General features: G+C 70.8%; 22 protein-coding genes. 7 read left to right on the forward strand and 15 right to left on the reverse strand.

Translation table 11 applies throughout. The features are described 5' to 3' along the window. Window positions 1–11: 11 nt before the first annotated feature. The 7 genes from J7E25_RS15425 to J7E25_RS15455 all read right to left on the reverse strand — a co-directional run bounded on the left by J7E25_RS15425 (window position 12) and on the right by J7E25_RS15455 (window position 7,977). Entirely contained in the window at window positions 12–1,397 is a 1,386-nt protein-coding gene (locus J7E25_RS15425) for a pitrilysin family protein (RefSeq protein ID WP_214871050.1), read from the reverse strand. Window positions 1,398–1,465: 68 nt separating this feature from the next. Next, window positions 1,466–2,572 carry an aldo/keto reductase gene (locus tag J7E25_RS15430; protein WP_251007308.1) on the reverse strand — a complete coding sequence of 369 codons (1,107 nt, stop codon included), beginning with the start codon at window positions 2,570–2,572 and terminating at the stop codon, window positions 1,466–1,468. A gap of 180 nt (window positions 2,573–2,752) precedes the next feature. Then, window positions 2,753–3,568 (reverse strand): CoA ester lyase, encoded by an 816-nt coding sequence (locus J7E25_RS15435; protein WP_214871051.1) that lies wholly within the window; start codon window positions 3,566–3,568, stop codon window positions 2,753–2,755. Continuing rightward, window positions 3,565–4,134, reverse strand: coding sequence for a MaoC family dehydratase (locus tag J7E25_RS15440; RefSeq protein WP_214871052.1), 570 nt, complete (start codon window positions 4,132–4,134; stop codon window positions 3,565–3,567). Before J7E25_RS15440 ends, J7E25_RS15435 begins: the two co-directional genes overlap by 4 nt. Window positions 4,135–4,181: 47 nt before the next feature. Further along, window positions 4,182–5,348, reverse strand: coding sequence for an acyl-CoA dehydrogenase family protein (locus J7E25_RS15445; RefSeq protein ID WP_214871053.1), 1,167 nt, complete (start codon window positions 5,346–5,348; stop codon window positions 4,182–4,184). An 11-nt stretch (window positions 5,349–5,359) separates the two neighbouring features. Continuing rightward, the gene (locus J7E25_RS15450) at window positions 5,360–7,327 is read right to left on the reverse strand and encodes a biotin carboxylase N-terminal domain-containing protein (protein ID WP_214871054.1); all 1,968 of its coding nucleotides are present in this window, start codon (window positions 7,325–7,327) and stop codon (window positions 5,360–5,362) included. A 68-nt stretch (window positions 7,328–7,395) separates the two neighbouring features. Continuing rightward, on the reverse strand, window positions 7,396–7,977 hold the full coding sequence (locus tag J7E25_RS15455) for a TetR/AcrR family transcriptional regulator (RefSeq protein ID WP_214871055.1): 582 nt from the start codon (window positions 7,975–7,977) through the stop codon (window positions 7,396–7,398). A 105-nt stretch (window positions 7,978–8,082) separates the two neighbouring features. On the opposite strand from J7E25_RS15455, the gene J7E25_RS15460 reads away from it, so the two are divergent. Then, window positions 8,083–8,808: an MBL fold metallo-hydrolase gene (locus J7E25_RS15460; RefSeq protein WP_214871056.1), complete on the forward strand. Its 726-nt coding sequence runs from the start codon at window positions 8,083–8,085 to the stop codon at window positions 8,806–8,808. Window positions 8,809–8,814: 6 nt separating this feature from the next. Here J7E25_RS15460 and J7E25_RS15465 read toward each other — a convergent pair whose 3' ends face one another. Then, complete coding sequence (locus J7E25_RS15465; protein ID WP_214871057.1) at window positions 8,815–10,422, reverse strand: carboxyl transferase domain-containing protein; 1,608 nt, start codon at window positions 10,420–10,422, stop codon at window positions 8,815–8,817. 104 nt (window positions 10,423–10,526) lie between these two features. Between J7E25_RS15465 and J7E25_RS15470 the strand changes: the two genes are divergently transcribed. Together J7E25_RS15470 and J7E25_RS15475 are read left to right on the forward strand one after the other, a co-directional pair. Next, entirely contained in the window at window positions 10,527–11,162 is a 636-nt protein-coding gene (locus tag J7E25_RS15470) for a TetR/AcrR family transcriptional regulator (protein ID WP_214871058.1), read from the forward strand. Beyond that, window positions 11,141–11,623, forward strand: coding sequence for a GNAT family N-acetyltransferase (locus J7E25_RS15475; protein WP_214871059.1), 483 nt, complete (start codon window positions 11,141–11,143; stop codon window positions 11,621–11,623). The genes J7E25_RS15470 and J7E25_RS15475 overlap by 22 nt, the downstream gene beginning before the upstream one ends. 39 nt (window positions 11,624–11,662) lie before the next feature. Here the strand turns inward: J7E25_RS15475 and J7E25_RS15480 are convergent, their stop codons facing one another. The 4 genes from J7E25_RS15480 to pdhA are packed head-to-tail and all read right to left on the reverse strand — an operon-like array spanning window position 11,663 to window position 15,554. After that, window positions 11,663–11,971: a 4a-hydroxytetrahydrobiopterin dehydratase gene (locus J7E25_RS15480; RefSeq protein WP_214871060.1), complete on the reverse strand. Its 309-nt coding sequence runs from the start codon at window positions 11,969–11,971 to the stop codon at window positions 11,663–11,665. 27 nt (window positions 11,972–11,998) lie between these two features. Beyond that, window positions 11,999–13,378, reverse strand: coding sequence for a dihydrolipoamide acetyltransferase family protein (locus J7E25_RS15485; RefSeq protein WP_214871061.1), 1,380 nt, complete (start codon window positions 13,376–13,378; stop codon window positions 11,999–12,001). A 5-nt stretch (window positions 13,379–13,383) separates the two neighbouring features. After that, a complete protein-coding gene (locus tag J7E25_RS15490) occupies window positions 13,384–14,394 on the reverse strand; it encodes an alpha-ketoacid dehydrogenase subunit beta (RefSeq protein WP_214871062.1) in 1,011 nt (336 codons plus the stop codon). After that, window positions 14,391–15,554 (reverse strand): pyruvate dehydrogenase (acetyl-transferring) E1 component subunit alpha, encoded by a 1,164-nt coding sequence (gene pdhA, locus J7E25_RS15495; protein WP_214871063.1) that lies wholly within the window; start codon window positions 15,552–15,554, stop codon window positions 14,391–14,393. The genes J7E25_RS15490 and pdhA overlap by 4 nt, the downstream gene beginning before the upstream one ends. A 166-nt stretch (window positions 15,555–15,720) precedes the next feature. On the opposite strand from pdhA, the gene J7E25_RS15500 reads away from it, so the two are divergent. Then, the gene (locus J7E25_RS15500; protein WP_214871064.1) at window positions 15,721–16,179 is read left to right on the forward strand and encodes an Lrp/AsnC family transcriptional regulator; all 459 of its coding nucleotides are present in this window, start codon (window positions 15,721–15,723) and stop codon (window positions 16,177–16,179) included. 100 nt (window positions 16,180–16,279) lie between these two features. Here J7E25_RS15500 and J7E25_RS15505 read toward each other — a convergent pair whose 3' ends face one another. Next, window positions 16,280–18,562: a polyribonucleotide nucleotidyltransferase gene (locus J7E25_RS15505; protein WP_214871065.1), complete on the reverse strand. Its 2,283-nt coding sequence runs from the start codon at window positions 18,560–18,562 to the stop codon at window positions 16,280–16,282. A gap of 386 nt (window positions 18,563–18,948) precedes the next feature. On the opposite strand from J7E25_RS15505, the gene J7E25_RS15510 reads away from it, so the two are divergent. Next, entirely contained in the window at window positions 18,949–19,140 is a 192-nt protein-coding gene (locus tag J7E25_RS15510; RefSeq protein WP_214871066.1) for a DUF5302 domain-containing protein, read from the forward strand. 24 nt (window positions 19,141–19,164) lie between these two features. On the opposite strand, the gene J7E25_RS15515 is transcribed toward J7E25_RS15510, so the two are convergent. Then, window positions 19,165–21,213, reverse strand: coding sequence for a GDSL-type esterase/lipase family protein (locus J7E25_RS15515; protein WP_214871067.1), 2,049 nt, complete (start codon window positions 21,211–21,213; stop codon window positions 19,165–19,167). Between the two features lie 217 nt (window positions 21,214–21,430). Here J7E25_RS15515 and J7E25_RS15520 point away from each other — a divergent pair, with 217 nt between their 5' ends. Together J7E25_RS15520 and J7E25_RS15525 are read left to right on the forward strand one after the other, a co-directional pair. Continuing rightward, complete coding sequence (locus J7E25_RS15520) at window positions 21,431–21,637, forward strand: dodecin family protein (protein WP_214871068.1); 207 nt, start codon at window positions 21,431–21,433, stop codon at window positions 21,635–21,637. A gap of 65 nt (window positions 21,638–21,702) precedes the next feature. Continuing rightward, a complete protein-coding gene (locus tag J7E25_RS15525; RefSeq protein ID WP_214871069.1) occupies window positions 21,703–22,344 on the forward strand; it encodes a DedA family protein in 642 nt (213 codons plus the stop codon). Window positions 22,345–22,350: 6 nt separating this feature from the next. On the opposite strand, the gene J7E25_RS15530 is transcribed toward J7E25_RS15525, so the two are convergent. Then, complete coding sequence (locus tag J7E25_RS15530) at window positions 22,351–22,980, reverse strand: FMN reductase (RefSeq protein WP_214871070.1); 630 nt, start codon at window positions 22,978–22,980, stop codon at window positions 22,351–22,353. Window position 22,981: the final 1 nt, after the last annotated feature.

Below are 22,981 nucleotides of genomic sequence, written 5' to 3' on the forward strand. Positions count from 1 at the left end.
TGGGGTCGTGGTCAGGCGACGTCGGTGCTCGGAGCGGCCGGTTCGACCGCGCCACGGAAGGCCGACTCCTCGGTCGCGCCGACGGCGACGAGGGAGAACGGCCGGGCGGCGAGCTCGGCGGCGAGCACCTGCACGTCGTCGGCTGTGACGAGTGCGATGCGCCGCAGAGCTTCGTCGAGGTCGGCGAACTCGCCGAGCGTGAGCTCGGCGCGGCCGAGCCGGGACATCCGCGTGTCCGAGTCTTCGAGGGCGAGCGCCGATGCGCCTGCGAGCTGGCCGGAAGCCCGCTGCAGTTCGTCGGCGGTCACGCCGTGTTCGGCCAGCCGATCGAGCTCGGTGCGCATGAGCGCCGCGACGGTGCTCGCCTTCGACGGGGAACACCCCGCGTACATGCCGAACAGTCCGGCGTCGGAGTAGCCGGGGGCGAACGAGTACACGGAGTAGGCGAGACCGCGACGCTCGCGGACCTGCTGGAAGAGCCGCGACGACATGCCCGAGCCGAAGATGGCGTTCAGGACGCTCATGGTCGGCCGTCGTTCGTCGGTGGCGATGAGCCCGGGCACACCGAGCAGCAGGTTGACCTGCTCGGTCGGCCGTTCGACGACGGTGAGTGGCCGGGCGACGTCGAGCACGGCCGGCTCGACCGGCCGCCGCTCGACTGGTGCACCCTCGACGGTGAGATCCCAGCCGGCGCCGGTGAGCGCACGCTCGAGCTCGGCGACGAGCACGTCGTGGTCGACGGCGCCCGCGACGGTGACGACGAGGTCGCTCGGCCGATAGTTGGCCCGGTAGTGCTCAAATACGGCGTCGCGCACGGCGGCGCGGATCGTGTCGGGGCTGCCCCCGATCGGACGGCCGAGCGGATGCACGCCGAGCACGGCCTCGAAGAAGCGCTCGTTCGCGACATCCGCCGGATCATCGCCCGCCATCGAGAGCTCTTCGAGGATGACGCCGCGCTCGTTCTCGAACTCGTCAGGGTCGAGACGCGAGGAGGTGAACATGTCGGCGAGGACTGCCACGGCCATCGGCAGGTCGCGGTCCTGCACCTTCGCGTAGTAGCACGTGTACTCCTTGGCAGTGAGCGCGTTGTGCTCGCCGCCGACCGCGTCGAAGGAGATCGCGATGTCGAGCGCCGTGCGCGTCGTCGTGCCCTTGAAGAGCAGGTGCTCGAGGAAGTGGGTCGAGCCGTAGGTGGCCGGATGCCCCGAAGCCGACGGCTGCTCGTCTCGCGAGCCGACCGCGACCCAGAAGCCGATCGTGACGCTGCGACTGCCGGGCACCTGTTCGCTCAGCACCCGGACGCCCGAGGGAAGCACGCTGCGTCGTACGCGCGCGTCGCCGGCCGCGTCGAACGAGAGTTCGGCCTGGCCGAGAGGGAGGTCGACGGCGCCGTTCACCCGTCCACCCTATGCCACCCGCGCCGGGACCGCTCGGTTCACTCGGCCGCCGCCGGCCGGACGGTGCCTCAGGCGGAGACGCGATCGAGTTCGACGAGCTCCGAGCGATGCAGTTCGACGGATGCCGCCGCGACGAGCGCGTCGACCTGCTCGGGCCGGCTCGCGCTCGCCACCGGTGCGACCACAGTCGGCTTCGCGAGGAGCCACGCGATCGCGATCGTCGCGGGCTGGACACCGCGGGCGAAGGCGATCTCGTCGAGGGCGGCGAGCACGCGGTGCCCGCGGCGCCCGAGGTGGCGGGCCTGGCGCGCGCCGCGCGCGTCATGACGCACGTCGGAACGGTGTCGCACGGCGCCCCCGAGGAAGCCGTTCGCCAGGGCGAAGTACGGCAGCACGGCGAGCCCTTGCGCGTGCGCGACGAGTTCGGGTGCTCCCTCGAACGGCCTGCGCTCCATGAGGTTGTACCTCGTCGTGAGCGCGTGGAAGCGAGGCAGTCCGTTCGCGGCGAGCACGCGGGCCTCGATGAGACGCTCGGGCGGGAAGTCGGACGCCCCGATCGCCCCGACCTTGCCGGCCGCGATGAGCGCGTCGACTGATCCGAGGCTCTCCTCGAGGGGAACGGCCGGGTCGTCGCCATGGAAGAACAGCAGATCGATGTGATCGGTGCCGAGTCGCGAGAGCGAGTCGTCGACCGCCGCCGTGATCTCGTCGGGGGCGAGGCCCCGGTGCTCGGGATGCCGCCCGATCTTCGTCATGATGCGCATGCGATCGCGGCTTCCGCGGGAGGCCATCCACTTGCCGATGATGGACTCGCTGCGGCCCGCGGCGTAGCTGTCGGCGGTGTCGATCAGGCCTCCGCCGACACCGGCGAATCGATCGAGCACGTCGAACGACTCCTCGACGCCGAGGGTCCATCCGAAGGTGCTGCCGCCGAGCGCGAGCGGATGCACCGTGATGCCGGTGTCGCCGATCGTCCGCTTCTGCGGCACCGTGATCGGACCCGAGAGCGGATTCGTGGCGACGGATTCGTAGCGGGAGCCGGCGCTGCGATCGGTTCCCGTCGTCGAGATCGGTCCGGTACTCGTCGAGATCGGCCCGGTGTCGATCATGACGTCGGCGATCGCTGCCCCCGCAGCGTTCGCCGATCGTGCGCGATTCGAGTGTCGTGGTGCCAACGCGCCCCTCCTCCCCAGGATTGATCTGAGGATACGTGCTCGGGGTATCCGATCCGCGCCACGACGGGCGACCGTTACCGAATCGTTCACTGGCAGCGGCAGCACGGTCGCAATCTCTGTCGGGCCTTGCTCCCAGCTGGGTGTTGTCCCGGCAGCGCGACCTCGCGATCCGACCCCCGCTCAGCTGCCGGCGCGCCGCACCAGCGCCGCGGCCTGCTGGAGCACCGGCGCATCGACCATTCCGCCCCGGAACGCGAACACGCCGGGCTCGTCGGCCGCCGCGGCGATGACGGCCCGCGCCCACTCCAGGCTGTCGGCATCGGGACGGTAGGCGGCGCGCACGATGTGCACTTGCCCCGGATGCACGCACGCCGTCGCGGCGAACCCGAGCGCCGCGGCGTCCTCGGCTTCGGCGCGGAGTCCCGGCGAATCGTCGAGCGCGAGGTGCACGGCGTCGATCGCGGCGATCCCGTGCGCCCCGGCCGCGAGCAGCACCTGGGACCTGGCGTGCTTCGCGACGTCGCGGTAGCGGCCGTCGGCATGGCGGCTCGACGAGCCGCCGAGGGAGGCGACGAGGTCTTCGGCGCCCCACATGAGCGCCGATATGTTCGGGATCGCCGCGATCTCCGCCGCCGCGAGCACGCCCCTGGCCGTCTCGCAGAGCGCGATGACTTCGACGTCGACGAGGTCGACGAGGTCGGCGGTGCCCTCGCACTTGGCGAGCATGACCGTGGTGTACGGGGTCTCGGCGAGCGCGGCGAGGTCTGCCGCGAAGTGCCGGCTGGACGCGGGGTTCACCCGCACGATGACGCGCTCGGGGTCGAGCGGCGTGCCCACGATCGCCGCACGCGCGGCGGCCTTCGCGTCGTCGGCGACCGCGTCCTCGAGGTCGAGGATCACGGCGTCGGCGCGATCGAGGGCCTTCGCGTAGCGGTCGGGGCGATCGGCCGGGCAGAAGAGCAGGGCGGGGCCGAAGCGGAACGGCGGATGCGTCATCCGCTCGCCTCCTCTCCCTCGGGCGCCGTTGCGACTCGCGACGCAGTGGGCTGGCCCTCCCCTGCCTCGCGGAACCAGACGAGCACCGAGCGGGTCGCCCTCGCGACCTCGACTCCGTGCTGGTTGCGCCCGACGTGCAGGAGGGTGACGACGCCCTGGCCCGGGCGCGAGGCCGAAGGGCGGGTGCCGACGACGAGGCTCTCGCTGTAGAGGGTGTCGCCGTGGAAGAGCGGTGCAGGGAAGGCGACTTCGGTGAAGCCGAGATTCGCCACGATCGTGCCTTGCGTGAGCTGGGCCACGGATGCCCCGACGATCGTCGCGAGCGTGAACATCGAGTTCACGAGCCGCTGCCCGAACGGCTGCGTCTCGGCCCACGCCGCATCGAGGTGCAGGGCCTGCGTGTTCATCGTGAGGGTCGTGAAGAGCACGTTGTCGGCTTCGGTGACCGTGCGACCGGGCCTGTGCAGGTAGCGGGTCCCTGGTTCGAACTCCTCGAACCAGAGGCCGCGCTGCAGCACCTCGCGGCGCACCTCGGGCACCGCACCGGTGTCGTCGCTGGCGTGCATGTCGCTCCTTCGCGTGCTGGCCGTTCGCGGCATCCGCTCGGCGCCCGTCAGGCGGTGAGGCCGAGTTCCCTGGTGATGATCATGAGCTGCACCTCGGTCGTGCCCTCGCCGATCTCGAGGATCTTGGAGTCGCGGTAGTGCCGGGCGACCGGGTTCTCGTTCATGAACCCGTAGCCGCCGAAGATCTGCGTGGCGTCGCGCGCGTTGTCCATGGCCGCCTCCCCGGAAACCATCTTGGCAATGGACGCCTCGAGTTTGAAGGGCTTGCCGGCCACGAGCTTGCGCGCTGCGTCATGCCACGCGAGCCGTGCCTGGTGCACGCGCGCCTGCATCTTCGCGATCTTGAACGCGATGTGCTGGTTCGAGCCGATCGGGGCGCCGAACACCACGCGGGTCTTCGCGTAGCGCAGCGCCTCTTCGAGGCACCCCTGCGCTGCGCCGGTCGCGAGTGCCGCGAAGGCGACGCGGCCCTCGTCGAGGGTCTGCAGGAAGTTCGCGTAGCCGCGCCCCCGAGCGCCGAGGAGGTTCGACGCGGGCACCCGCACGTCGGTGAGCGTGAGCGGATGCGTGTCGGAAGTGTGCCAGCCGACCTTGTCGTAGCTCTCGCCGACGGTGAAGCCCGGCGTGCCGTTCGGCACGATGATGCACGACAGTTCCTTCTTCACGCTGCCGTCGGGCGCCGTCTTCTCGCCCGTGACGGCGGTGATGGTGACGAACTTCGTGATGGGGGTGCCGGAGTTCGTGATGAACTGCTTCGACCCATTGATCACCCACTCGTCGCCGTCGAGGACGGCCGTCGTCTGGGTGGCTCCGGCGTCTGAGCCTGCCTTGGCCTCGGTGAGGCCGAAGCCCGCCAGCGCGCGGCCGGCGATGAGGTCGGGCAGCAGCTCGGCGCGCTGCTCGTCGCTGCCATTGCGGTAGATCGGCATCATGCCGAGGCCGACGCCGGCTTCGAGGGTCACGCCGATCGACTGGTCGACACGGCCGAGCGCCTCGACGGCAAGGCAGAGCTGGAAGTAGTCCTTGCCCCCGCCGCCCAGCTCCTCGGGGAACGGCAGGCCGAAGAGGCCCAACTCGCCCATCTGGGCGATGATCTCCATCGGGAGACGCCGCTTCGTGTCGTACTCGTAGGCGGCCGGGGCGACGACGGTGTCGGCGAAGTCGGCGACGCGATCGGAGAGCTCCTGCTCCTCGGGGCTCAGGTCGTACTGCATGCTGCTGCTCCTCATTCGTGGTGGGGTGTCTCGGGGTGCGGCTCGATACGGGCCACGGCCTGATCACGGGCGACGAGATCGCCCATCGCGGCGGCGAGCCGCACGGTGCCGTCGAGGGTCGCGATGACGCGGTGCTCCATCTTCATGGCCTCGATCGCCACGACGGCGTCGCCCGCTTCGACGGTGTCGCCGTCGTCGACGAACACGGCCGTCACGGTGCCGGGCATCGGCGCGCGGAGCTCGGGGTCGGCCGCGAGCGTGCCGCGCTCGACGCCCGCACGTCGCAGTTCTGCGCGGGCTCGCCGGTCGACTCGCAGGAACGCGGCCGTCTCGCCGGCGCGGTGCACCCACACCGCACCGTCGGCATCCTCGGCCACGATCGCCTGCGAGTCGCCCTGCTCGTCGGTGGGCACGGCGTCGACGGGCTGGGGCTCGCGCGGGTGGTCGCGCGGGGCGAGCAGCACCGTCTGCGTGCGGACGACGCCCGGGCGCCAGCCGGTGGCCGAGCGCCACGCAGAGGGGCCGTCGGCGGCGGCGGCGCGCGCGAGTTCGTCGTGTCGAGCGATCCAGCTCGCGGCAGGCTCGAGGAGCGCGTGTGACGGGTCGCTCAGGCTCGCCTCCGGCATCCGGTCGATGAGTCCCGTGTCGAGGTGGCCCTCGCGAACGGCGGGCTCGGCAAGGAGCCGTCGGAGGAAGCCGATGTTGGTGTCGACGCCGAGCACGACGGTGTCGGCGAGCGCGTGGTCGAGCCGCTCGATCGCCTGGGCGCGATCGGCGCCATGCGCGATGACCTTGGCGAGCATCGGGTCGTAATGGGCAGTGACCTCCTGGCCCGCGCGCACAGCGGCATCGACCCGGATCCCGTCGCCCTCGGGCTCACGCCAGACGAGCACCTCTCCCGTCGACGGGAGGAAGCCGCGGTGCGGCGACTCCGCGTAGAGCCTCGCCTCGATCGCGTGGCCGGTGAGGCGCACCTCGTGTTGCGCGAGCGCGAGCGGCTCCCCTGCGGCGATCCGCAGTTGCTGCTCGACGAGGTCGACGCCGGTGACGAGCTCGGTCACGGGATGCTCGACCTGGAGACGTGTGTTCATCTCGATGAAGAAGAACTCGTCTGGGGCGGCATCCGAGACGAGGAACTCGACGGTGCCGGCACCGAGGTAGCCGACGCTCCGGGCCGCGTCGCACGCCGAGGCCCCGATGCGGCTGCGGGTGGTCTCGTCGAGCAGGGCGGACGGTGCCTCTTCGATGACCTTCTGGTGGCGGCGTTGCAGCGAGCACTCGCGCTCGCCGAGGTGGATCACGGCGCCCGCGGCATCCGCGAGCACCTGCACCTCGATGTGCCGGGGGCGCTCGATGAGCCGTTCGAGCAGGAGCGTGTCATCGCCGAATGCGGCGATGGCGACCCGCCGGGCCGCCGGGATGGCCGCGGCGAGGTCGGCTGCGTCTCTGGCCACCTGCATGCCCTTGCCGCCGCCGCCCGCCGACGGCTTCACGAGCAGCGGAAAGCCGACCGCCTCACCTGCCGCGAGCAGGGCTGCGTCGTCGAGCTCGGAGTCGGCGACCCCCGGCACGATGGGGACGCCGGATGCCGCGACGTGCCGCTTCGCGCTGATCTTGTCGCCCATGACCTCGAGTGCCTCGTCGCCGGGACCCACGAAGACGATGCCTGCTGCGCGGCAGGCTCTCGCGAACCCTGCGTGCTCGGAGAGGAACCCGTATCCGGGATGCACGGCCTCCGCGCCCGTGGCGACGGCGGCAGCGACGATGCGCTCGGGGTCGAGATAGCTCAGCGCGGCCGGCGCCGGGCCGATGCGCACCGCTTCGTCGGCGATTCGCACGTGCGGCGCATCGGCGTCGGCGTCGGAGTACACGGCGATCGCCCGGATGCCGAGACGATGCAGCGTGCGGATGACGCGCACGGCGATCTCGCCGCGGTTCGCGACGAGCACTCGTTCGAACGGGCGCGGCGCCTGGGCCATGCGGTCAATCCGCCTCTCTGCAGGATCGATGCGCGCCATCAGTTAACGCACACAAACTGGAATAGATGTTAGTGCCCACTAACTGGATTGACAAGGGCCACCGCATCGGCGAGGCGCTCGACGCCGTACTCGAACGCGTGCTCGACGTCGCCGCCGAGCCGGAAGGCGCCGGCGAGCTCCATGCTCACGAATCCGTTCACCCAGGCCGTGAAGGTGCGCGCGGCATGGAGGGCATCGCGCTCCCCCGCGAGCGCCGCGGCGACTCGCAGCACCGGCGCGCTCGACGCGGCGAGCGAGGCAACGTCGAGGCGCACCTCGGCGCCAGGAGCGAAGATGAGGCGGAAGCCCGCCGGCTGCTCGTGCGCGAAGGCGCGGGCCTCGCGGGCGAGCTGGCGGAGCCCGGCTCGCGGATCAACGGCCGGATCGTTCACGACCGCCTCGAGGCGGGTGCCGAGCTCGCGGAGCGTGGTGTCGGCGATCAGGCCGATGAGCCCGTCGCGGTTCCGCACCCGCTTGTAGAGCGAGGGTGCACGAACTCCCACCCGTGCCGCCACGGCCTGCATGGTGAGCCCGTCGAGCCCGTCGCTCTCGAGCAGCGCCCGCCCGGCGCTCACGATGGCGTCGAGCGACGTGCGTTCCGGTGTCGGCATGGGTGCTCCCCCGTTCGTCGATCCCACTCTAGGCTATTGACCGTAGCTATGATAGCTATGTAGCATAGCCATCATCCGCTCAAGCAGAATGAATCGAGACACACGATGAAGCTCGGCCCGTCCCTCCACCGCATCGGCAACGACATCGTCGCCGTCTATCTCGTCGACACCCCCGATGGCATCACGCTCATCGACGCCGGGCTCGCCGGCCAGTGGAAGGAGCTCACCGCCGAACTCGCCGCGATGGGCCGTTCGCTCGACGACGTGCGCGGCGTCGTGCTCACGCACGGCGACAGCGACCACATCGGCTTCGCCGAACGTCTCCGGCGCGACCACGGCGTGCCGGTCTACGTGCACGAGGCCGACGCCGCGCGTGCGCGCGGCGAGGTCTCGACGAAGCCCGCGTGGGGGCACCTGAAGCTCGGTGCCACGGCGCGATTCCTCTGGTACGCCATCACGAGAAGCGGGCTGCGCACCACGCCGCTCGCCGAGGTCGTCGATGTCCACGACGGCGACGTGCTCGACCTGCCCGGGGCTCCCCAGGTGATCGGCATGCCCGGCCACTCCCCCGGCAGCATCGCGATCCACGTTCCCGTGGCCGATGCCGTCTTCGTCGGCGACGCGCTCACCACGCGGCACGTGCTCACGGGGGCCGACGGGCCACAGCCGGCGCCATTCACCGACGACCCCGACACCGCGATCGCCTCGCTTCGGCGCCTCGAGGGCCTCGACGTCACGTGGGTGCTGCCCGGCCACGGCACGCCGTGGAACGGCGGCGTCGACGAAGCAGTGCGCCAGGTCACGCGCGCCGCAGCGGCATCCGGATCCTGAGCCGAATCACATCCTGAAGAGGCCGAAGGCCGGCTCCGGCAGCGGTGTGCGGCTCGCGAGCTCGAGCGCGAGGGCGAGCACCGTGCGGGTGTCGGCAGGGTCGATGATGCCGTCGTCCCAGAGCCGGGCGGTCGAGTGGTAGGGACTGCCCTGCGTCTCGTACTGGTCGCGGATCGGCGCCATGAACTCCTCGGCGGCGGCATCCGTCCACTCCTCGCCGCGCACCGCGAGCTGGTCGCGCTTCACGGTCGACAGCACGGATGCCGCCTGCTCGCCGCCCATCACCGAGATGCGCGCGTTCGGCCACATCCAGAGGAACCGCGGCGAGTAGGCCCGGCCGCACATCGAGTAGTTGCCGGCCCCGAACGAGCCGCCGATCACGACGGTGAGCTTGGGAACCCGTGTCGTCGCGACCGCGGTGACCATCTTCGCGCCGTGCTTTGCGATGCCGCCCGCCTCGGCGTCACGGCCCACCATGAAGCCCGAGATGTTCTGCAGGAAGAGCAACGGGATGCCGCGCTGGTCGCAGAGCTCGATGAAGTGCGCGCCCTTCATGGCCGACTCGCTGAAGAGCACGCCGTTGTTCGCGACGATGCCGATGGGGTGGCCGTCGAGGTGCGCGAAGCCGGTCACGAGCGTGTCGCCGTACTCGGGCTTGAACTCGGTGAACTCGCTCGCGTCGACGAGCCGGGCGATGACCTCGCGCACGTCGTACGGCTGCTGCACGTCGACCGGGACCGCTGCAGTGAGCCCCGACGGGTCGACGGCGGGCGCCCTGGGCTCGCGCACGGTCCATGCCCGGGCCGCGGGCGCCGGCAGCGTCGCGACCATGTCGCGAAGGAGCTCGAGCGCGTGCTCGTCGTCGTCGGCGAGGTGGTCGGTGACGCCCGAGACCCGCGAATGCAGGTCGCCGCCGCCGAGCTCCTCGGGTGTCACGACCTCGCCGATCGCGGCCTTCACGAGCGGCGGCCCGCCGAGGAAGATCGTTCCCTGGTTCCGCACGATCACGCTCTCGTCGCTCATCGCCGGCACGTAGGCGCCGCCGGCCGTGCACGAGCCGAGCACCGCCGCGAGTTGCGGGATGCGGAGGGAGGAGAGCTGCGCCTGGTTGAAGAAGATCCGGCCGAAGTGCTCTCGGTCGGGGAACACCTCGTCTTGCAGCGGCAGGAACGCGCCGCCCGAGTCGACGAGGTAGACGCACGGCAAGCGGTGCTCCTTCGCCACTTCCTGGGCGCGCAAGTGCTTCTTCACGGTCATCGGATAGTAGGTGCCGCCCTTGACGGTCGCGTCGTTGCACACGATCATGACGGCGCGGCCGTGCACGAGGCCGATGCCCGTGATGATGCCGGCACCCGGCGAGTCGCCGCCGTAGAGGCCGTCGGCCGCGAGCGGTGAGAGCTCGAGGAAGGGGCTGCCCTCGTCGAGGAGGCGATCGACGCGGTCGCGCGGGAGGAGCTTTCCGCGAGCGACGTGCCGTTCACGGGAGGATTCGGGGCCGCCGAGCGCGGCGGTCGCGAGCTTGTCACGGTGTTCGCGCACGAGACCGACGTGATCGTCGGCGTTGCGCCGGGCGGACTCGCTCGTGGGGTCGATGCCCGTGGTGAGGATCGTCATCCGCTCCGCCCGTCTCCGTCGACGGCGCGCCCTCTTGTGCCCGGCACGCCATTTCGGTTAGTGTGCACTAACTCGATTCCCGATGTTAGCGAGCACTCACCGCAATGGCAAGCACCCTCGAACCGTACGACACGGTGGCCCACGCCGCGCTGCCCCGCACCGAGCGGAGCCGCCAGAAGGCCGACCGCCGTGCCGCGATCCTCGCCGCCGCGGCGACCCTGTTCGCCGAACGCGGCTATGCGGGCGTCACGATCGAAGACCTCGGAGCCGCCGTCGGCGTGAGGGGGCCGGCCGTGTACCGGCACTTCCCCGGCAAGGCCGCCGTGCTCGCCGCGATCCTCCAGGGCGCGAGCCAGACCCTCCTCGACGGCGCCGAGCGCGTGCTCGGCGAAGCGCCCGACGCCGCCGAGGCGCTCCGCTCGCTCATCCGGTTCCACGTGGACTTCGCCTTGGGCGAGGCCGACGTCATCGTCGTGCAGGACCGCGAGCTCGAGCAGCTCGACCGCGGCGCACGGCACGAGGTGCGACTGCTCCAGCGACGCTACGTCGAGCACTGGGTCGACACCCTCTCCAGACTCCGGCCCGATCGGGCCGAGGCGGAGCTCAGGTTCCGGGCACACGCCGCCTTCGGACTCCTGAACTCCACTCCGCACAGCGCCCGCATCCCCGGGCGCCGACCGGCCGACGGAACCATCCGCGGCATCCTGGAGGAGATGGCATGGGCGAGCCTCATGTCGTGACCCTGCGCGCCACCCGCGCCGGGGATCTCGATGCACTGTTCGCGTTCGGGCAGCACGAGGAGGCGGTGCGCATGGCCGCGTTCACCGCTCCCGACCCGACGGATCGCGCGATGTTCGACGCGCACTGGCGACGCCTCATCGACGATCCCAGCGTCGATGCGCGCACCATTCGCGCCGACGGAGCGATCGTGGGCAGCGCCGCCCGCTGGTTCGAGGACGCCACGCCCGAGATCACCGTCTGGATCGACCCCGCACGCTGGGGCGAGGGCATCGCCACGCGGGCGATCCGGCTCTTCCTCGAGGCGCTCGGCGAGCGGCCGGTGCGGGCTCGCGCCGCGGCCGACAATGCGGGTTCGATCGCCGTGCTCGAGAAGCTCGGGTTCCGCCAGGTCGGCATCGAGGTGGGCTTCGCGAACGCGCGTGGCACCGACATCGAGGAACGGATCTACCGGCTCGACTGAGCCGGGGGCCGACGGACTCGCCGGCGCCGGCTCGTGGCGCTACTCGGCCGTCGCGCCGAGCTGGTCGGCGATCTCCCCGATGCGAAGCGCCAGTTCGACGTCGCGTGGAGTGACTCCGCCGACGTCATGCGAGGTCAGTGCGAACTCGACGCGCCCCCAGCCCAGCCGCACGTCGGGGTGATGGTTCAATTCGTCGGCCACCACGGCGACCGCATCGAGCAGGCGCACCGCGCTGCGGAAGTCCGCCGTCGCGAACGCACCGACGAGGTGATTCTGGGCGTGCCGGAACGCGGTGCCCTCGAGATCGTCGGTCGTGTCCGTCGGCGAGAGGATGCTGCGTCCGTCCATGCACCCATCCTCCCGCCGATCGGCGGCTCACGCCATGGTGAGCGCGAGACCCGGCTCGCGGAGGATCGCTCCGATGTCGGCGAGGAACCGGGAGCCCTGCGCCCCATCGACGAGCCGGTGGTCGAACGAGAGGCTCAGCGTCATGATCTCGCGCAACGCGATCTCACCGCGGTGCTCCCACGGCTGCCGGCGCACGGCGCCCATCGCGAGAATCGCGGCCTCCCCCGGGTTCAGGATCGGCGTGCCCGCATCGATGCCGAAGACCCCGATATTCGTGATCGAGATCGTGCCGCCGCTGAGGTCGGCCGGACCGGTGCGGCCCGCGCGTGCGGTCTCGGCGAGGGCGGTGACGGCGTCGGCGAGCTCGATGAGGGTCATCCGCTCGGCACCCTTGATGTTCGGGACGACGAGTCCCCGCTCGGTCGCCGCGGCGATGCCGAGGTTGACGGCGCCGAACTGCACGATCTCCTGCGCCTGCTCATCCCAGCGCGCGTTGACCTCGGGCGTGCGACGGGCGGCGATGCAGAGCGCCTTCGCTACGACGGCGAGCGGCGTGACCTTGTGGCCGGCGAATGCGCGGTCGTCACGGATGCCTCGGAGCAGCTCCATCGTGCCCGTCACGTCGACCGTGAGGAACTCGGTCACGTGCGGTGCCGTGAAGGCGCTCCGCACCATCGCGGCCGCGGTGTGCTTGCGCACGCCCCGGATGGGAATCCTCGTCTCCGCCGGTCGAGCGGCCGGCCTCGCCTCGGTGGGGGGCGGGATGATCTGGCCGCCGGATGCCGCGAGCTCGACGTCGGCACGCGTGATCAACCCGCGCTCCCCCGTGCCGGTCACCTGCTCGAGCTCGATGCCGAGGTCGCGGGCGAGCTTGCGCACCGGCGGCGTGGATCGCGGACGCTCCGCCCGCCTCGTCTCGGATGCGAGGACCTCGGCCGGCTCCGTGCCGATGGCGGCGTGGCCCGTGTCGGGCACCGGCGGTACGAGATCGTCGGCGAGCGCCGTGCGGCGGGGGCGGCGCTTGGGCCCGCCCTCGTCGCGCGCGCCGTAGCCGACGAGGTTCGGGCCGGGTGCGGCATCCGTCTCGCGTTCAGCCGGCGCGGCGGCGGTGGCCGCAGCTGGGGCTGGTGCCGAAGCGGCCTCGTCGCCCCGTTCGGGTGCGCTGCCGTCGCCCGTGTCGCACGAGAAGAGCGGTGCGCCGACGTTCACCGTCTCGCCCTCCGCCGCGTGCAGCGCGGTGACCGTGCCGGTGAACGGCGACGGCAGCTCTACGACGGCCTTGGCGGTCTCGATGTCGGCGATGATCTGGTTGAGCTCGACGTGGTCGCCGACGGCGACCCGCCAGGCGACGATCTCGGACTCCGTGAGTCCCTCGCCGAGGTCGGGCAGCGCGAAGTCCCTGATCATCGCGCTCACGCCTCGACGCCGCTCAGCGAGTTGGGGCGGCCGAGCGACCGGTCGACGCCGTCGAGGATGCGGTCGAGATCGGGCAGTTGGTGCCGCTCGAGCTTGGCGGGCGGATACGGGATGTCGTGACCGGTGACGCGCACCGGCGCCGCCTCGAGGAACTCGAAGCACCGCTCGGTGATGCTCGCCGCAAGTTCGGCGCCCACCCCGCCCTGCTGGCCGGCCTCGTGGGTGATGACGAGGCGGCCGGTGCGGCGAACGGATGCCTCCACCGTGGCATAGTCGACCGGCGCGAGCGAGCGCAGGTCGATGACCTCGATCGACACGCCGTCTTCCTCGGCCGCGATCGCCGCGTCGCGCGCGGTCTGCACGAGCGCCCCGTAGGTGACGAGGGTGACGTCATCGCCCGGCGTGACGACCGTCGCGACCCCCATGGGGCGGGCGTCGGCGAGGCTCGCCTGCTCGTCGACCTCGCCCTTCACGTGGTAGCGCCGCTTCGGCTCGAAGAACACCACCGGGTCGTCGCTCGCGATCGCCTGGCGGATCATGATGAACGCGTCGGCCGGGTTCGAGCACGCGATCACGCGGAGACCGGCGGTGTGCGCGAAGTACGCCTCGGGCGACTCTGAGTGATGCTCGGCGGCGCCGATGCCCCCGCCGAACGGCACCCGGATCGTGATCGGCAGCCGCACCGTGCCGCGTGAGCGATAGTGCAGCTTCGCCACCTGCGAGACGATCTGGTCGAACGCGGGGTAGATGAACCCGTCGAACTGGATCTCGATGACCGGCCGGAAGCCGCGGTAGGCGAGTCCGACGGCAGTGCCGACGATCCCCGATTCGGAGAGCGGCGAGTCGACGACGCGGGTCGGGCCGAACTCGGCCTTCAGGCCGTCGGTCACGCGGAACACGCCGCCGAGCGTGCCGATGTCCTCGCCGATGAGCACGACCTTCTCATCGTCGGCGAGGGCACGCCGGAGCCCGGCGTTCAGGGACTTGGCCAAGGTGAGGGTCGTCATCGCGCACCGCCTTCCGTGCCGGCGCCGGCACCGCCGGCGGCCGTGGCATCCGTCTCCTCGAAGGTCGCGAGGTAGCGCACGTAGTGTGTGCGCTGCCGCTCGAGATGGCTGTTCGGCTCGACGTAGACATGGTCGAAGACGCTCAGGGGCTCGGGATCGGCGATCGCGATGCACGCGCTGCGCAGTTCCGCAGCTGCGCGGTCGGCCTCGGCCGCGACCTCGCGCTCGAGCCCGGCGGAGTCGACGCCGGAGTCCTCGAGCAGGGCGAGCACGCGCGTGAGGGGGTCGCGCCCGCGCCACTCGTCGAGCTCCGCCTCGGTGCGGTAGCGGGTGGGGTCGTCGGCGGTCGTGTGCGGGCCGAGGCGGTACGTCACGGCCTCGATGAACGTCGGGCCCTCGCCACGCCGGGCGCGATCGAGCGCGATCCTCGTGGCGGCGAGCACGGCGAGCACGTCGTTGCCGTCGACCCTGATGCCGGGCATGCCGAAGCCGTCGGCCCGACGGGCGAGCGGTTGCTTCGACTGGAGCCCCACGGGCTCGGAGATCGCCCACTGGTTGTTCTGGCAGAAGAACACGACGGGCGCGTTGAAGCTCGCTGCGAAGATGAGCGCCTCGCTCACGTCGCCCTCGCTCGTCGCTCCGTCGCCGAAGTAGGCGATGGCCGCGGCATCCGACCCCTCCCACGTGGCGCCCATCGCCCAGCCAGTGGCGTGCAGCGTCTGCGCGCCGATGATGATCTGCGGAACCGCGATGCCGCGCTCGAACGGGTTCCAGCCTGACGCGGCGGTGCCCCGCCATACCGTGAGCAGTTCGGCGGGTCCGACGCCGCGGCACCAGGCGACGCCGTGCTCGCGATAGCTCGTGAAGGCGAAGTCGTCGTCGCGCATCGCGCGCGCCGAGCCGATCTGGGCGGCCTCCTGGCCGGCCAGGGGCGGCCAGAGACCGAGCTCGCCCTGGCGCTGCAGTGCGGTGGCCTCGGTGTCGAGGCGTCGCACGATGGCCATGTCGCGGTAGAGCCGGCCGAGGGCCGCGGTGTCGACGTCACTCACCCACGGGTCGAAGTCGGCGTCGGCTCGGCGCTCGCCGGTGGGAGTGACGAGCTGTACGAAGTCGTCGGGCCGCGTGAGGAGCCCGGTTGCGTCTCGGTCGGATGGGTTCATCGTCGATCCTCGCTGTCGGCGGGCTCGCTTCGTGGGCTGCCCGCACCCGGCGACTCTGCCGGATACTCAGATGGTACGTCCGTCGATCACACAGCTCAAGCATCAGCGCTGCGGTTGAGCATGTTGCCAAGACTCACCCCGGATACCGGTGCTATCGTGTGGCAACATGAGCGATTATGACGCGGTCGACCGGGCGCTCCTCGCGGCACTCTCCGCCGACCCGCGGGCAACCGTCGTCGCCCTCGCCGACAGGCTCGGCCTCTCGCGAAACACGGTGCAGGCGCGGATGTCGCGGCTCGAGGCGTCCGGCGCATTCCTCTCGTTCGAACGCAGCATCGATCCCGCGCCCCTCGGCTTCCCGCTCGAGGCGTTCATCTCGGTGCACGTGCGCCAGAAGCGCCTGAAAGAGGTCGTCGACGACATCGCGCGCATTCCCGAGGTGATCCAGGCGCACGGACTCAGCGGGTCGATCGACCTGCTCGTTCGCGTGGTCTGCCGCGACGCGCACGACCTGTTCCGCATCGACGGCGAGATCCTCGCGATCGACGGCGTCGAACGCACCGAGACCTCGCTCGCGATGGGCGAACTGATCCCGTACCGCCTGGGCCCGCTGCTCGCGCCCTGAGCCCGGCGGGCCGTTGCCGGCCCGACCCGAGAACCGCGTCCCGAAACGACGGATGCCCGCCCTGCCGAAGCAGGACGGGCATCCGTTGCGAACGGTTCGACTACGCGTCGACGCCCTCGGCAGGGTCGAGCGCGTGCTCGGCCTCGGCGCTGCGGCCGTCGGTGTCGGCGTCCTCTGCCACCACCGGGGCGAGCGAGAGCTTTCCGCGGTCGTCGATCTTCGTGATCTCGACGAGGATCTTCTGGCCCACGCCGAGCACGTCTTCGACGTTCTCGACTCGCTTGCCACCGGCGAGCTTGCGCACCTCGGAGATGTGCAGCAGGCCGTCTTTTCCGGGCAGCAGCGAGACGAACGCGCCGAAGGCGGCGATCTTCACGACGGTGCCGAGGAACTGCTCGCCGACCTCGGGGTTGGTCGGGTTGGCGATCGCGTTGACCTGGGCACGGGCGGCCTCGGCCGAGGGGCCGTCGGTCGCACCGATGTAGACGGTGCCGTCCTCCTCGATGGAGATGTCGGCGCCGGTCTCGTCCTGGATCGCGTTGATCGTCTTGCCCTTCGGGCCGATCAGCTCGCCGATCTTGTCGACGGGGATCTGCACCGAGATCACGCGAGGAGCCGTGGCGGCCATCTCGTCGGGGCCGTCGATCGCGGCGTTCAGCACGGCGAGGATCGTCGTGCGGGCGTCCTTCGCCTGCGTGAGCGCGCCGGCCAGCACGGATGCCGGGATGCCGTCGAGCTTCGTGTCGAGCTGGATCGCCGTGACGAACTCCGACGTGCCGGCGACCTTGAAGTCCATGTCGCCGAGTGCGTCTTCAGCACCGAGGATGTCGGTGAGCGCCGCGTAGCGGGTCTCACCGTTCACGGTGTCGGAGATGAGGCCCATCGCGATGCCCGCGACCGGGGCGCGCAGCGGCACACCGGCGTTCAGGAGCGAGAGCGTCGAAGCACAGACCGAACCCATCGACGTCGAGCCGTTGGAGCTGAGCGCCTCTGAGACCTGGCGGATCGCGTAGGGGAACTCCTCGCGCGTGGGCAGCACGGGCATGAGCGCGCGCTCGGCCAGTGCGCCGTGCCCGATCTCACGACGCTTCGGCGAACCGACACGACCCGTCTCACCCGTCGAGTACGGCGGGAAGTTGTAGTTGTGCATGTAGCGCTTCTTCGTGACCGGGCTCAGCGAGTCGATCTGCTGCTCGAGCTTCAGCATGTTGAGCGTCGTCACGCCGAGGATCTGGGTCTCTCCACGCTGGAAGATCGCCGAACCGTGCACGCGCGGCACGACCTGCACCTCAGCGTCGAGCGGACGGATGTCGGCGAGGCCGCGGCCGTCGATGCGCACGCCCTCTTCGAGGACCCGCGAGCGCACGACGTGCTTCGTGACCGACTTGTAGGCGGCGGACACCTCGTCGTTGGCGGACTCGGGCAGCTCGCCGTTCGCGACCTTGGCGGCGACCTCGGCCTTGACGCGCGACTTCAGCGCGTCGTCGGCGTCTTGACGCTCGGCCTTGCCGGCGATCTGGTAGATGCCCTTGAGCTCCTCGAGCGCGATCGCCTCGACGACCTCCTTCGTGCCGGCCTGGTAGGGCGGGAACGTCGGGTAGTCGGCGGTCGGCTTGGCCGCGGTGGCCGCGACCTTCTGCTGCGCCTCGACGAGCTGCTTGATGAAGGGCTTCGACGCCTCGATGCCCTGGGCGATGACGCCCTCGTCGGGCTTGACCGCGCCGGCCTGGATGAGGTTCCACGCGTTGTCGGTGGCCTCGGCCTCGATCATCATGATCGCGACATCCTGCGAGCCATCGGCCTCGGTGACCACGCGACCGGCGACGACCATGCTGAACACGGCGTCTTCGATCTGCGAGTACTTCGGGAACGCGACCCACTGGCCGTCGATCAGCGCGACGCGAACGCCGCCCACCGGGCCGGAGAAGGGCAGGCCCGAGAGCTGCGTCGAGAGGGATGCCGCGTTGATGGCGAGCACGTCGTAGAACTCGTCGGGCTCGATGGCGAGCACGGTGACGACGACCTGCACCTCGTTGCGGAGGCCCTCGACGAACGAGGGGCGAAGGGGGCGGTCGATGAGGCGGCAGGTGAGGATCGCCTCGGTCGAGGGGCGGCCCTCACGACGGAAGAACGAGCCCGGGATGCGACCCGCGGCGTACATGCGCTCTTCGACGTCGATCGTGAGCGGGAAGAAGTCGAAGTGCTCCTTCGGCTGCTTGGAGACCGAGGTCGCCGAGAGCAGCATGGTCTCTTCGTCGATGTAGGCAGCGGCGGAACCCTGCGCCTGCTGGGCGAGACGGCCGGTCTCGAAGCGGATCGTGCGGGTGCCGAACTTGCCATTGTCGATGACGGCTTCGGCGAACGTGATTTCAGGACCTTCCAAGAGGTCTTCTCCTTTGTTTTACGTCGCTCCCCGTGTGGGCGCGACTCATACTCGGGAGCAGGGAACAGGCAGTACGAAAAACATCAGGTCGATGCGCTCACGCTGGCCACCAGTAGAAGTCCACCATCCGCGTCGGTTGGTGATCCACCACAGGGGACCAGCTTCCTGCCGGCCTGCTCCGTCGGTGCTCGATATTCAGTTGTGCGCCTGCATCCGAGCGGATGCGGCACCGCTTCGCGGCACCTCAGACGACGGCAACCCATCGGGTGACCGCTCCAACTCTAGCAGAGCAGGGTATTCCCGCCGTCGCGAGTCGGGACGCGGATGCCGGTGCCGGGACATCCGCCGAACCGCTCGAGCCGGATTTCCATGACAGACTCGAGGGCATGACTTCCGACGAGCAGAGCAACACCGGCCCCTCCGAGGAGACGAAGCGCAAGTTCCGCGAGGCCCTCGACCGCAAGAAGCAGGCGGCCGAGAAGCGGTCCGGCGAATCGCACCTCGACGGTGGCTCGGCGGTGCAGAACACCCACGGCCCCGCCGAGAAGCAGCGCGAGTTCCGCCGCAAGAGCGGCTGAGCGGCCCGATCACCGCCACGCGATTCATCGCGAGACAGGCCCGCGCCGTGAGCCTGTGCCCGGCCTCGCCTGCACCGCCACCGGCGTGAGCGTCTCGAGCTTGGGCGACCTCCCGTCGCCCGCCGTGCGTCCGGCCAGCCGCCGCAGCGCCCATGGCACTGCATGACGGCGCAGCCATTCGAGGTCGCCGAGCTCCTGCGCCGGTGACTCGTCGGCATCGTGCATCGCGAGCTCCAGCGCACCGAGCTCGACCGCGTCGGGCACCTCGAGCACGCGTGCCGCCGCGTACGCGAGCCCGCGGTGCCCAGCCGAATTCAGGTGCACGCGATCCTCGGACCAGTGCTGGCGCTCGACGAGCTCGGGGTGCACGTCGACGTCGAGCAGCATCGCACCGTGCTCGTGCGCGAGCTCTCGGAGCCGGGTGTTGAACGCCGCGAACCGCGCCTCGAAGATCCGGGCGGCAGGCCGCCGCGGCATGAACGCGGTGACAACGAGCACGTCGCAGCCTGTCGCCCGGAGCGCCCGGATCCCGGTGCCGAGTCGATCGGCGAGGCGACGGGCATCGACACGCCGTCCGACGAGATCGTTGCCGCCGACGAGCACCGTCACGAGATCGGCGTCGAGCGCCACCGCGAGCGGAACCTGGCGGTCGACGACATCGGCGACCTTGCGGCTTCGCACCGCGAGGTTCGCATAGCCCACCCGCTCGGCCGGGCTCGAGAGGGCGAGCAGCATCGCGAGCCGGTCGGCCCACCCGCGGAACTCGCCTTGGGGCATCCGCGACGTGTCGCACAGCCCCTCGGTGAGCGAGTCGCCGATCGCGACGTACCGGCGCCAACGCGGCGGCGCGGCGGGCACGGATGCCGCTTCCCTACGCCGCGCCCGCTCGCTCGCCGCGACCGGGGTCGCCGCCGCCGTGTCGCCGACCGATCGTTCGACTGGACGGACGACCGGACGGCCGGCCGAGTGGAGCCGCCTCGCCTCGTCGTAGTGGCCGATGAGCTCGTCGCCGAGCCGATCCCAGCCCCGTCCGGCGACGGCACGCCGGGCTTCGACGCCGAACGCCCGGCGCTTCGCATCGTCACCGGTCAGATCGCGCACCCGCTCGCGGAGCTCTTCGAGGTCGCCCGGCCGGTAGAGCCATCCGTTCACACTGTTGTGCACGAGGTCGAGCGGGCCCCCGCGCCCGGTTGCGACGACCGGGACCCCGCTCGCGAGCGCCTCCTGGATCGTCTGGCAGAACGTCTCGCTCTCCCCCGGGTGCACGAAGACGTCGATGCTTGCCATGGCCTCGGCGAGCGCATCCCCTCCGAGGAAGCCCGTGAACCGCGCAGCGGGCAGCATCCGCTCGAGAGCCGGCCGCGACGGACCGTCGCCGATGATGACGAGGCGGGTTCCGTCGAGGTCGGCGATCGCGCGCAGGTCCTCCACTTGCTTCTCGGCGGCGAGTCGGCCGACGTACCCGATCACGACCTCACCACCGGGTGCGACGTCGCGCCGCCAGGCCTCACTGCGGCGCGACGGTACGAACCGGGCGGTGTCGACTCCACGGCGCCACAGTCGCAAGCGGTCGACGCCGAGACCGCCGAGGCGGTCGAGCGCCGACGACGACGGCGCGAGCGTGAGGGTCGCCCTGCGGTGCAGGCGCCCGAGATGCCGGGTCAGCGCGGGTGCTGCGCCCGGCACGCCGTAGCGTTCGGCGTACGAGGGGATGTCGGTCTGGTAGACCGCGACCGTGGGGATGCCCACTGCCTCGGCCGCGGCGAGCCCGCGCCAGCCGAGCACGAACGGCGAGGCGAGGTGCATGACGTCGGCGCCGAAGTCACGGATGACGGAGGCCAGGCGAGGCACGCTCGCGAGGGTGACGCGCACGTCGGGATAGCTCGGCAGCGGCACCGAGGGCAGGAGCACGGTGCGGGCACCGTAGAGGGGCTCGTCGATCGGGCCGGAGCGGGGTGCGATGACGAGGGCCTCGTGGCCGCGTCGCTCGAGATGGCGCAGCGCCTGCAGCAGCGAGTGCGTCACCCCGTTCATGTGCGGGAGGAACGATTCTGCGAGGAGGACGACCTTCACGGTTCCAGCGTGAGCGCACGCCGGGCCCGCCGCTCGCCGATTCGGGCGGGATCGCCGAGGGTTCACCCAGCCGTCGGCTGCCGTTCGCCGGCCGGTCGACGACGCGTCAGCGGGCGACCGGCGCCGGGTGCCGTGGGGCAAATGCCCTCGCTTTCCTCGACGGTCGGGCGGATGATGGGGGACGTACGCATGCACGTTTCATTCGAGGAGGAATGCCATGTCATCCGTCGCACGTGTCACCACCATCACCGTCCGCTCCGATACGAGCTTCGAAGACGCCGTCGCCGCGGGCGTGGCCCGTGCCTCGCAGACGCTGCGCCATGTCAGCGGAGCATGGATCAAGGAGCAGAAGGTCGAGGCGAGCGAGGGGAAGATCACAGGCTGGTCGGTGACGCTCGAGGTCACCTTCGTGCTCGACGACTGAATCTCGCCGCGAGCGGTTTGCCGGCGGGTCACCGGTCGTTCATCGCGGTCCGCTAGAACGGCGGGGTGGATGCTGCGTGGATCATCGGTCTCGCGGCCTCGCCGTGGCTGCTCCCGGCGCTGTTCGCGCTCGTCGTCGGCGATGCGTTCCTCGTGGTGCTGCCGAGCGAGACCGCCGTCGTCGCGCTCGGTGCGCTGGCCGCCACGACCGGTGATCCGGCCGTCGGTGCCACGATCTCGGTCGCGGCGGCCGGCGCGGTCGTCGGCGACGGGCTCTGCTATCTCGTGGGACGCCGCATCGGCGTCGACCGCTGGCGCTGGCAACGACAGGCTCGAGTGGCGGCGGCCATCGAGCGCGCGACGCTCGGCGTGCGTCGTCGAACCGCGGTGCTGGTGTTCACCGCCAGGTACGTGCCGTTCGCGAGGATTGCAGTGAACATCGCGGCCGGCGCGGGTCGCGTGCCGCTCCGACGGTACCTGCCGCTCTCCCTGGCGGCCGGCATCGCCTGGGCCGGCTACAACGTCACGATCGGGGCCGTCGTCGGAAGCGCGCTCCCCGAGAATCCGCTCCTCGCCGTGGTCGTATCGGTCCCCATCGCGATCGTCCTCGGCCTCCTCGTCGACCGGGTCGTCTCGGGACTCGACGCCCGAAGGCGGCCGAGCCCCGACGACGAGCCGGAGGCACTTCCCGAGAGCGCCGAGAGGTGACCGCCGTCACTCCCCCGCGAGGCCGCCGATGAGGTGGCCGAAGGGGCGCTCGAGCGCGAATGGGTCGCGCACCGTCGACGACCGGTCGCTCGCAGCGACCAGGGTCGCGAGCTCGCCTGCCGCGCGGTCGATGCGGTTCGGCAGCGTCTTCACGCTGTCGGGCGAGTCGCCCCAGTCGCCGGTCGCTGCGAAGACGCCCGTCGGTGCGACGACCGCGTGCAGGTAGGTGAACATCGGACGCAGCGCGTAGTCGAGCGCGAGCGAGTGCCGAGGCGTCCCGGCAGTAGCGCCGATGACCACCGGCAGGTCGACGAGGGTGTCGGAGCCGACGACGTCGAAGAACGACTTGAAGAGACCCGAGTAGCTCGTCGTGAAGATCGGCGTGACCGCGATGAGGCCGTCAGCTCCCGTGACCGCATCGATCACCGCCTCGAGCTTCGGGCTCGGGAAGCCCGTCAGCAGGTGATTCATGATGTCGGTGGCGACATCCCGCAGCTCGAAGGTCTCCACGGTGGTCTGGATGTCCTGTGCCGCGAGCTTCGCGATCGTGGCGTCGGCGAGCTTGTCGGCGAGCATCCGCGTCGACGAGGGCTGGCTGAGACCGGCCGAGACGACGGCGATCGTTCGCGTGGTCATG

The organism is Agromyces sp. ISL-38 (genome assembly GCF_018613935.1).
Classification (GTDB): Bacteria; Actinomycetota; Actinomycetes; order Actinomycetales; family Microbacteriaceae; genus Agromyces.

What these genes read in the sequence shown, in the direction of transcription:
- J7E25_RS15460 (WP_214871056.1), top strand. Translation starts at nt 8,083, where the DNA reads ATGAAGCTCGGCCCGTCCCTCCACCGCATCGGCAACGACATCGTCGCC.
- J7E25_RS15450 (WP_214871054.1), bottom strand. Translation starts at nt 7,327, where the DNA reads ATGGCCCAGGCGCCGCGCCCGTTCGAACGAGTGCTCGTCGCGAACCGC.
- J7E25_RS15485 (WP_214871061.1), bottom strand. Translation starts at nt 13,378, where the DNA reads ATGATCAGGGACTTCGCGCTGCCCGACCTCGGCGAGGGACTCACGGAG.
- J7E25_RS15465 (WP_214871057.1), bottom strand. Translation starts at nt 10,422, where the DNA reads ATGACGATCCTCACCACGGGCATCGACCCCACGAGCGAGTCCGCCCGG.
- J7E25_RS15520 (WP_214871068.1), top strand. Translation starts at nt 21,431, where the DNA reads ATGTCATCCGTCGCACGTGTCACCACCATCACCGTCCGCTCCGATACG.
- J7E25_RS15475 (WP_214871059.1), top strand. Translation starts at nt 11,141, where the DNA reads ATGGGCGAGCCTCATGTCGTGACCCTGCGCGCCACCCGCGCCGGGGAT.
- J7E25_RS15445 (WP_214871053.1), bottom strand. Translation starts at nt 5,348, where the DNA reads ATGCAGTACGACCTGAGCCCCGAGGAGCAGGAGCTCTCCGATCGCGTC.
- pdhA (WP_214871063.1), bottom strand. Translation starts at nt 15,554, where the DNA reads ATGAACCCATCCGACCGAGACGCAACCGGGCTCCTCACGCGGCCCGAC.
- J7E25_RS15435 (WP_214871051.1), bottom strand. Translation starts at nt 3,568, where the DNA reads ATGACGCATCCGCCGTTCCGCTTCGGCCCCGCCCTGCTCTTCTGCCCG.
- J7E25_RS15490 (WP_214871062.1), bottom strand. Translation starts at nt 14,394, where the DNA reads ATGACGACCCTCACCTTGGCCAAGTCCCTGAACGCCGGGCTCCGGCGT.
- J7E25_RS15455 (WP_214871055.1), bottom strand. Translation starts at nt 7,977, where the DNA reads ATGCCGACACCGGAACGCACGTCGCTCGACGCCATCGTGAGCGCCGGG.
- J7E25_RS15530 (WP_214871070.1), bottom strand. Translation starts at nt 22,980, where the DNA reads ATGACCACGCGAACGATCGCCGTCGTCTCGGCCGGTCTCAGCCAGCCC.
- J7E25_RS15510 (WP_214871066.1), top strand. Translation starts at nt 18,949, where the DNA reads ATGACTTCCGACGAGCAGAGCAACACCGGCCCCTCCGAGGAGACGAAG.
- J7E25_RS15470 (WP_214871058.1), top strand. Translation starts at nt 10,527, where the DNA reads ATGGCAAGCACCCTCGAACCGTACGACACGGTGGCCCACGCCGCGCTG.
- J7E25_RS15480 (WP_214871060.1), bottom strand. Translation starts at nt 11,971, where the DNA reads ATGGACGGACGCAGCATCCTCTCGCCGACGGACACGACCGACGATCTC.
- J7E25_RS15440 (WP_214871052.1), bottom strand. Translation starts at nt 4,134, where the DNA reads ATGCACGCCAGCGACGACACCGGTGCGGTGCCCGAGGTGCGCCGCGAG.
- J7E25_RS15500 (WP_214871064.1), top strand. Translation starts at nt 15,721, where the DNA reads ATGAGCGATTATGACGCGGTCGACCGGGCGCTCCTCGCGGCACTCTCC.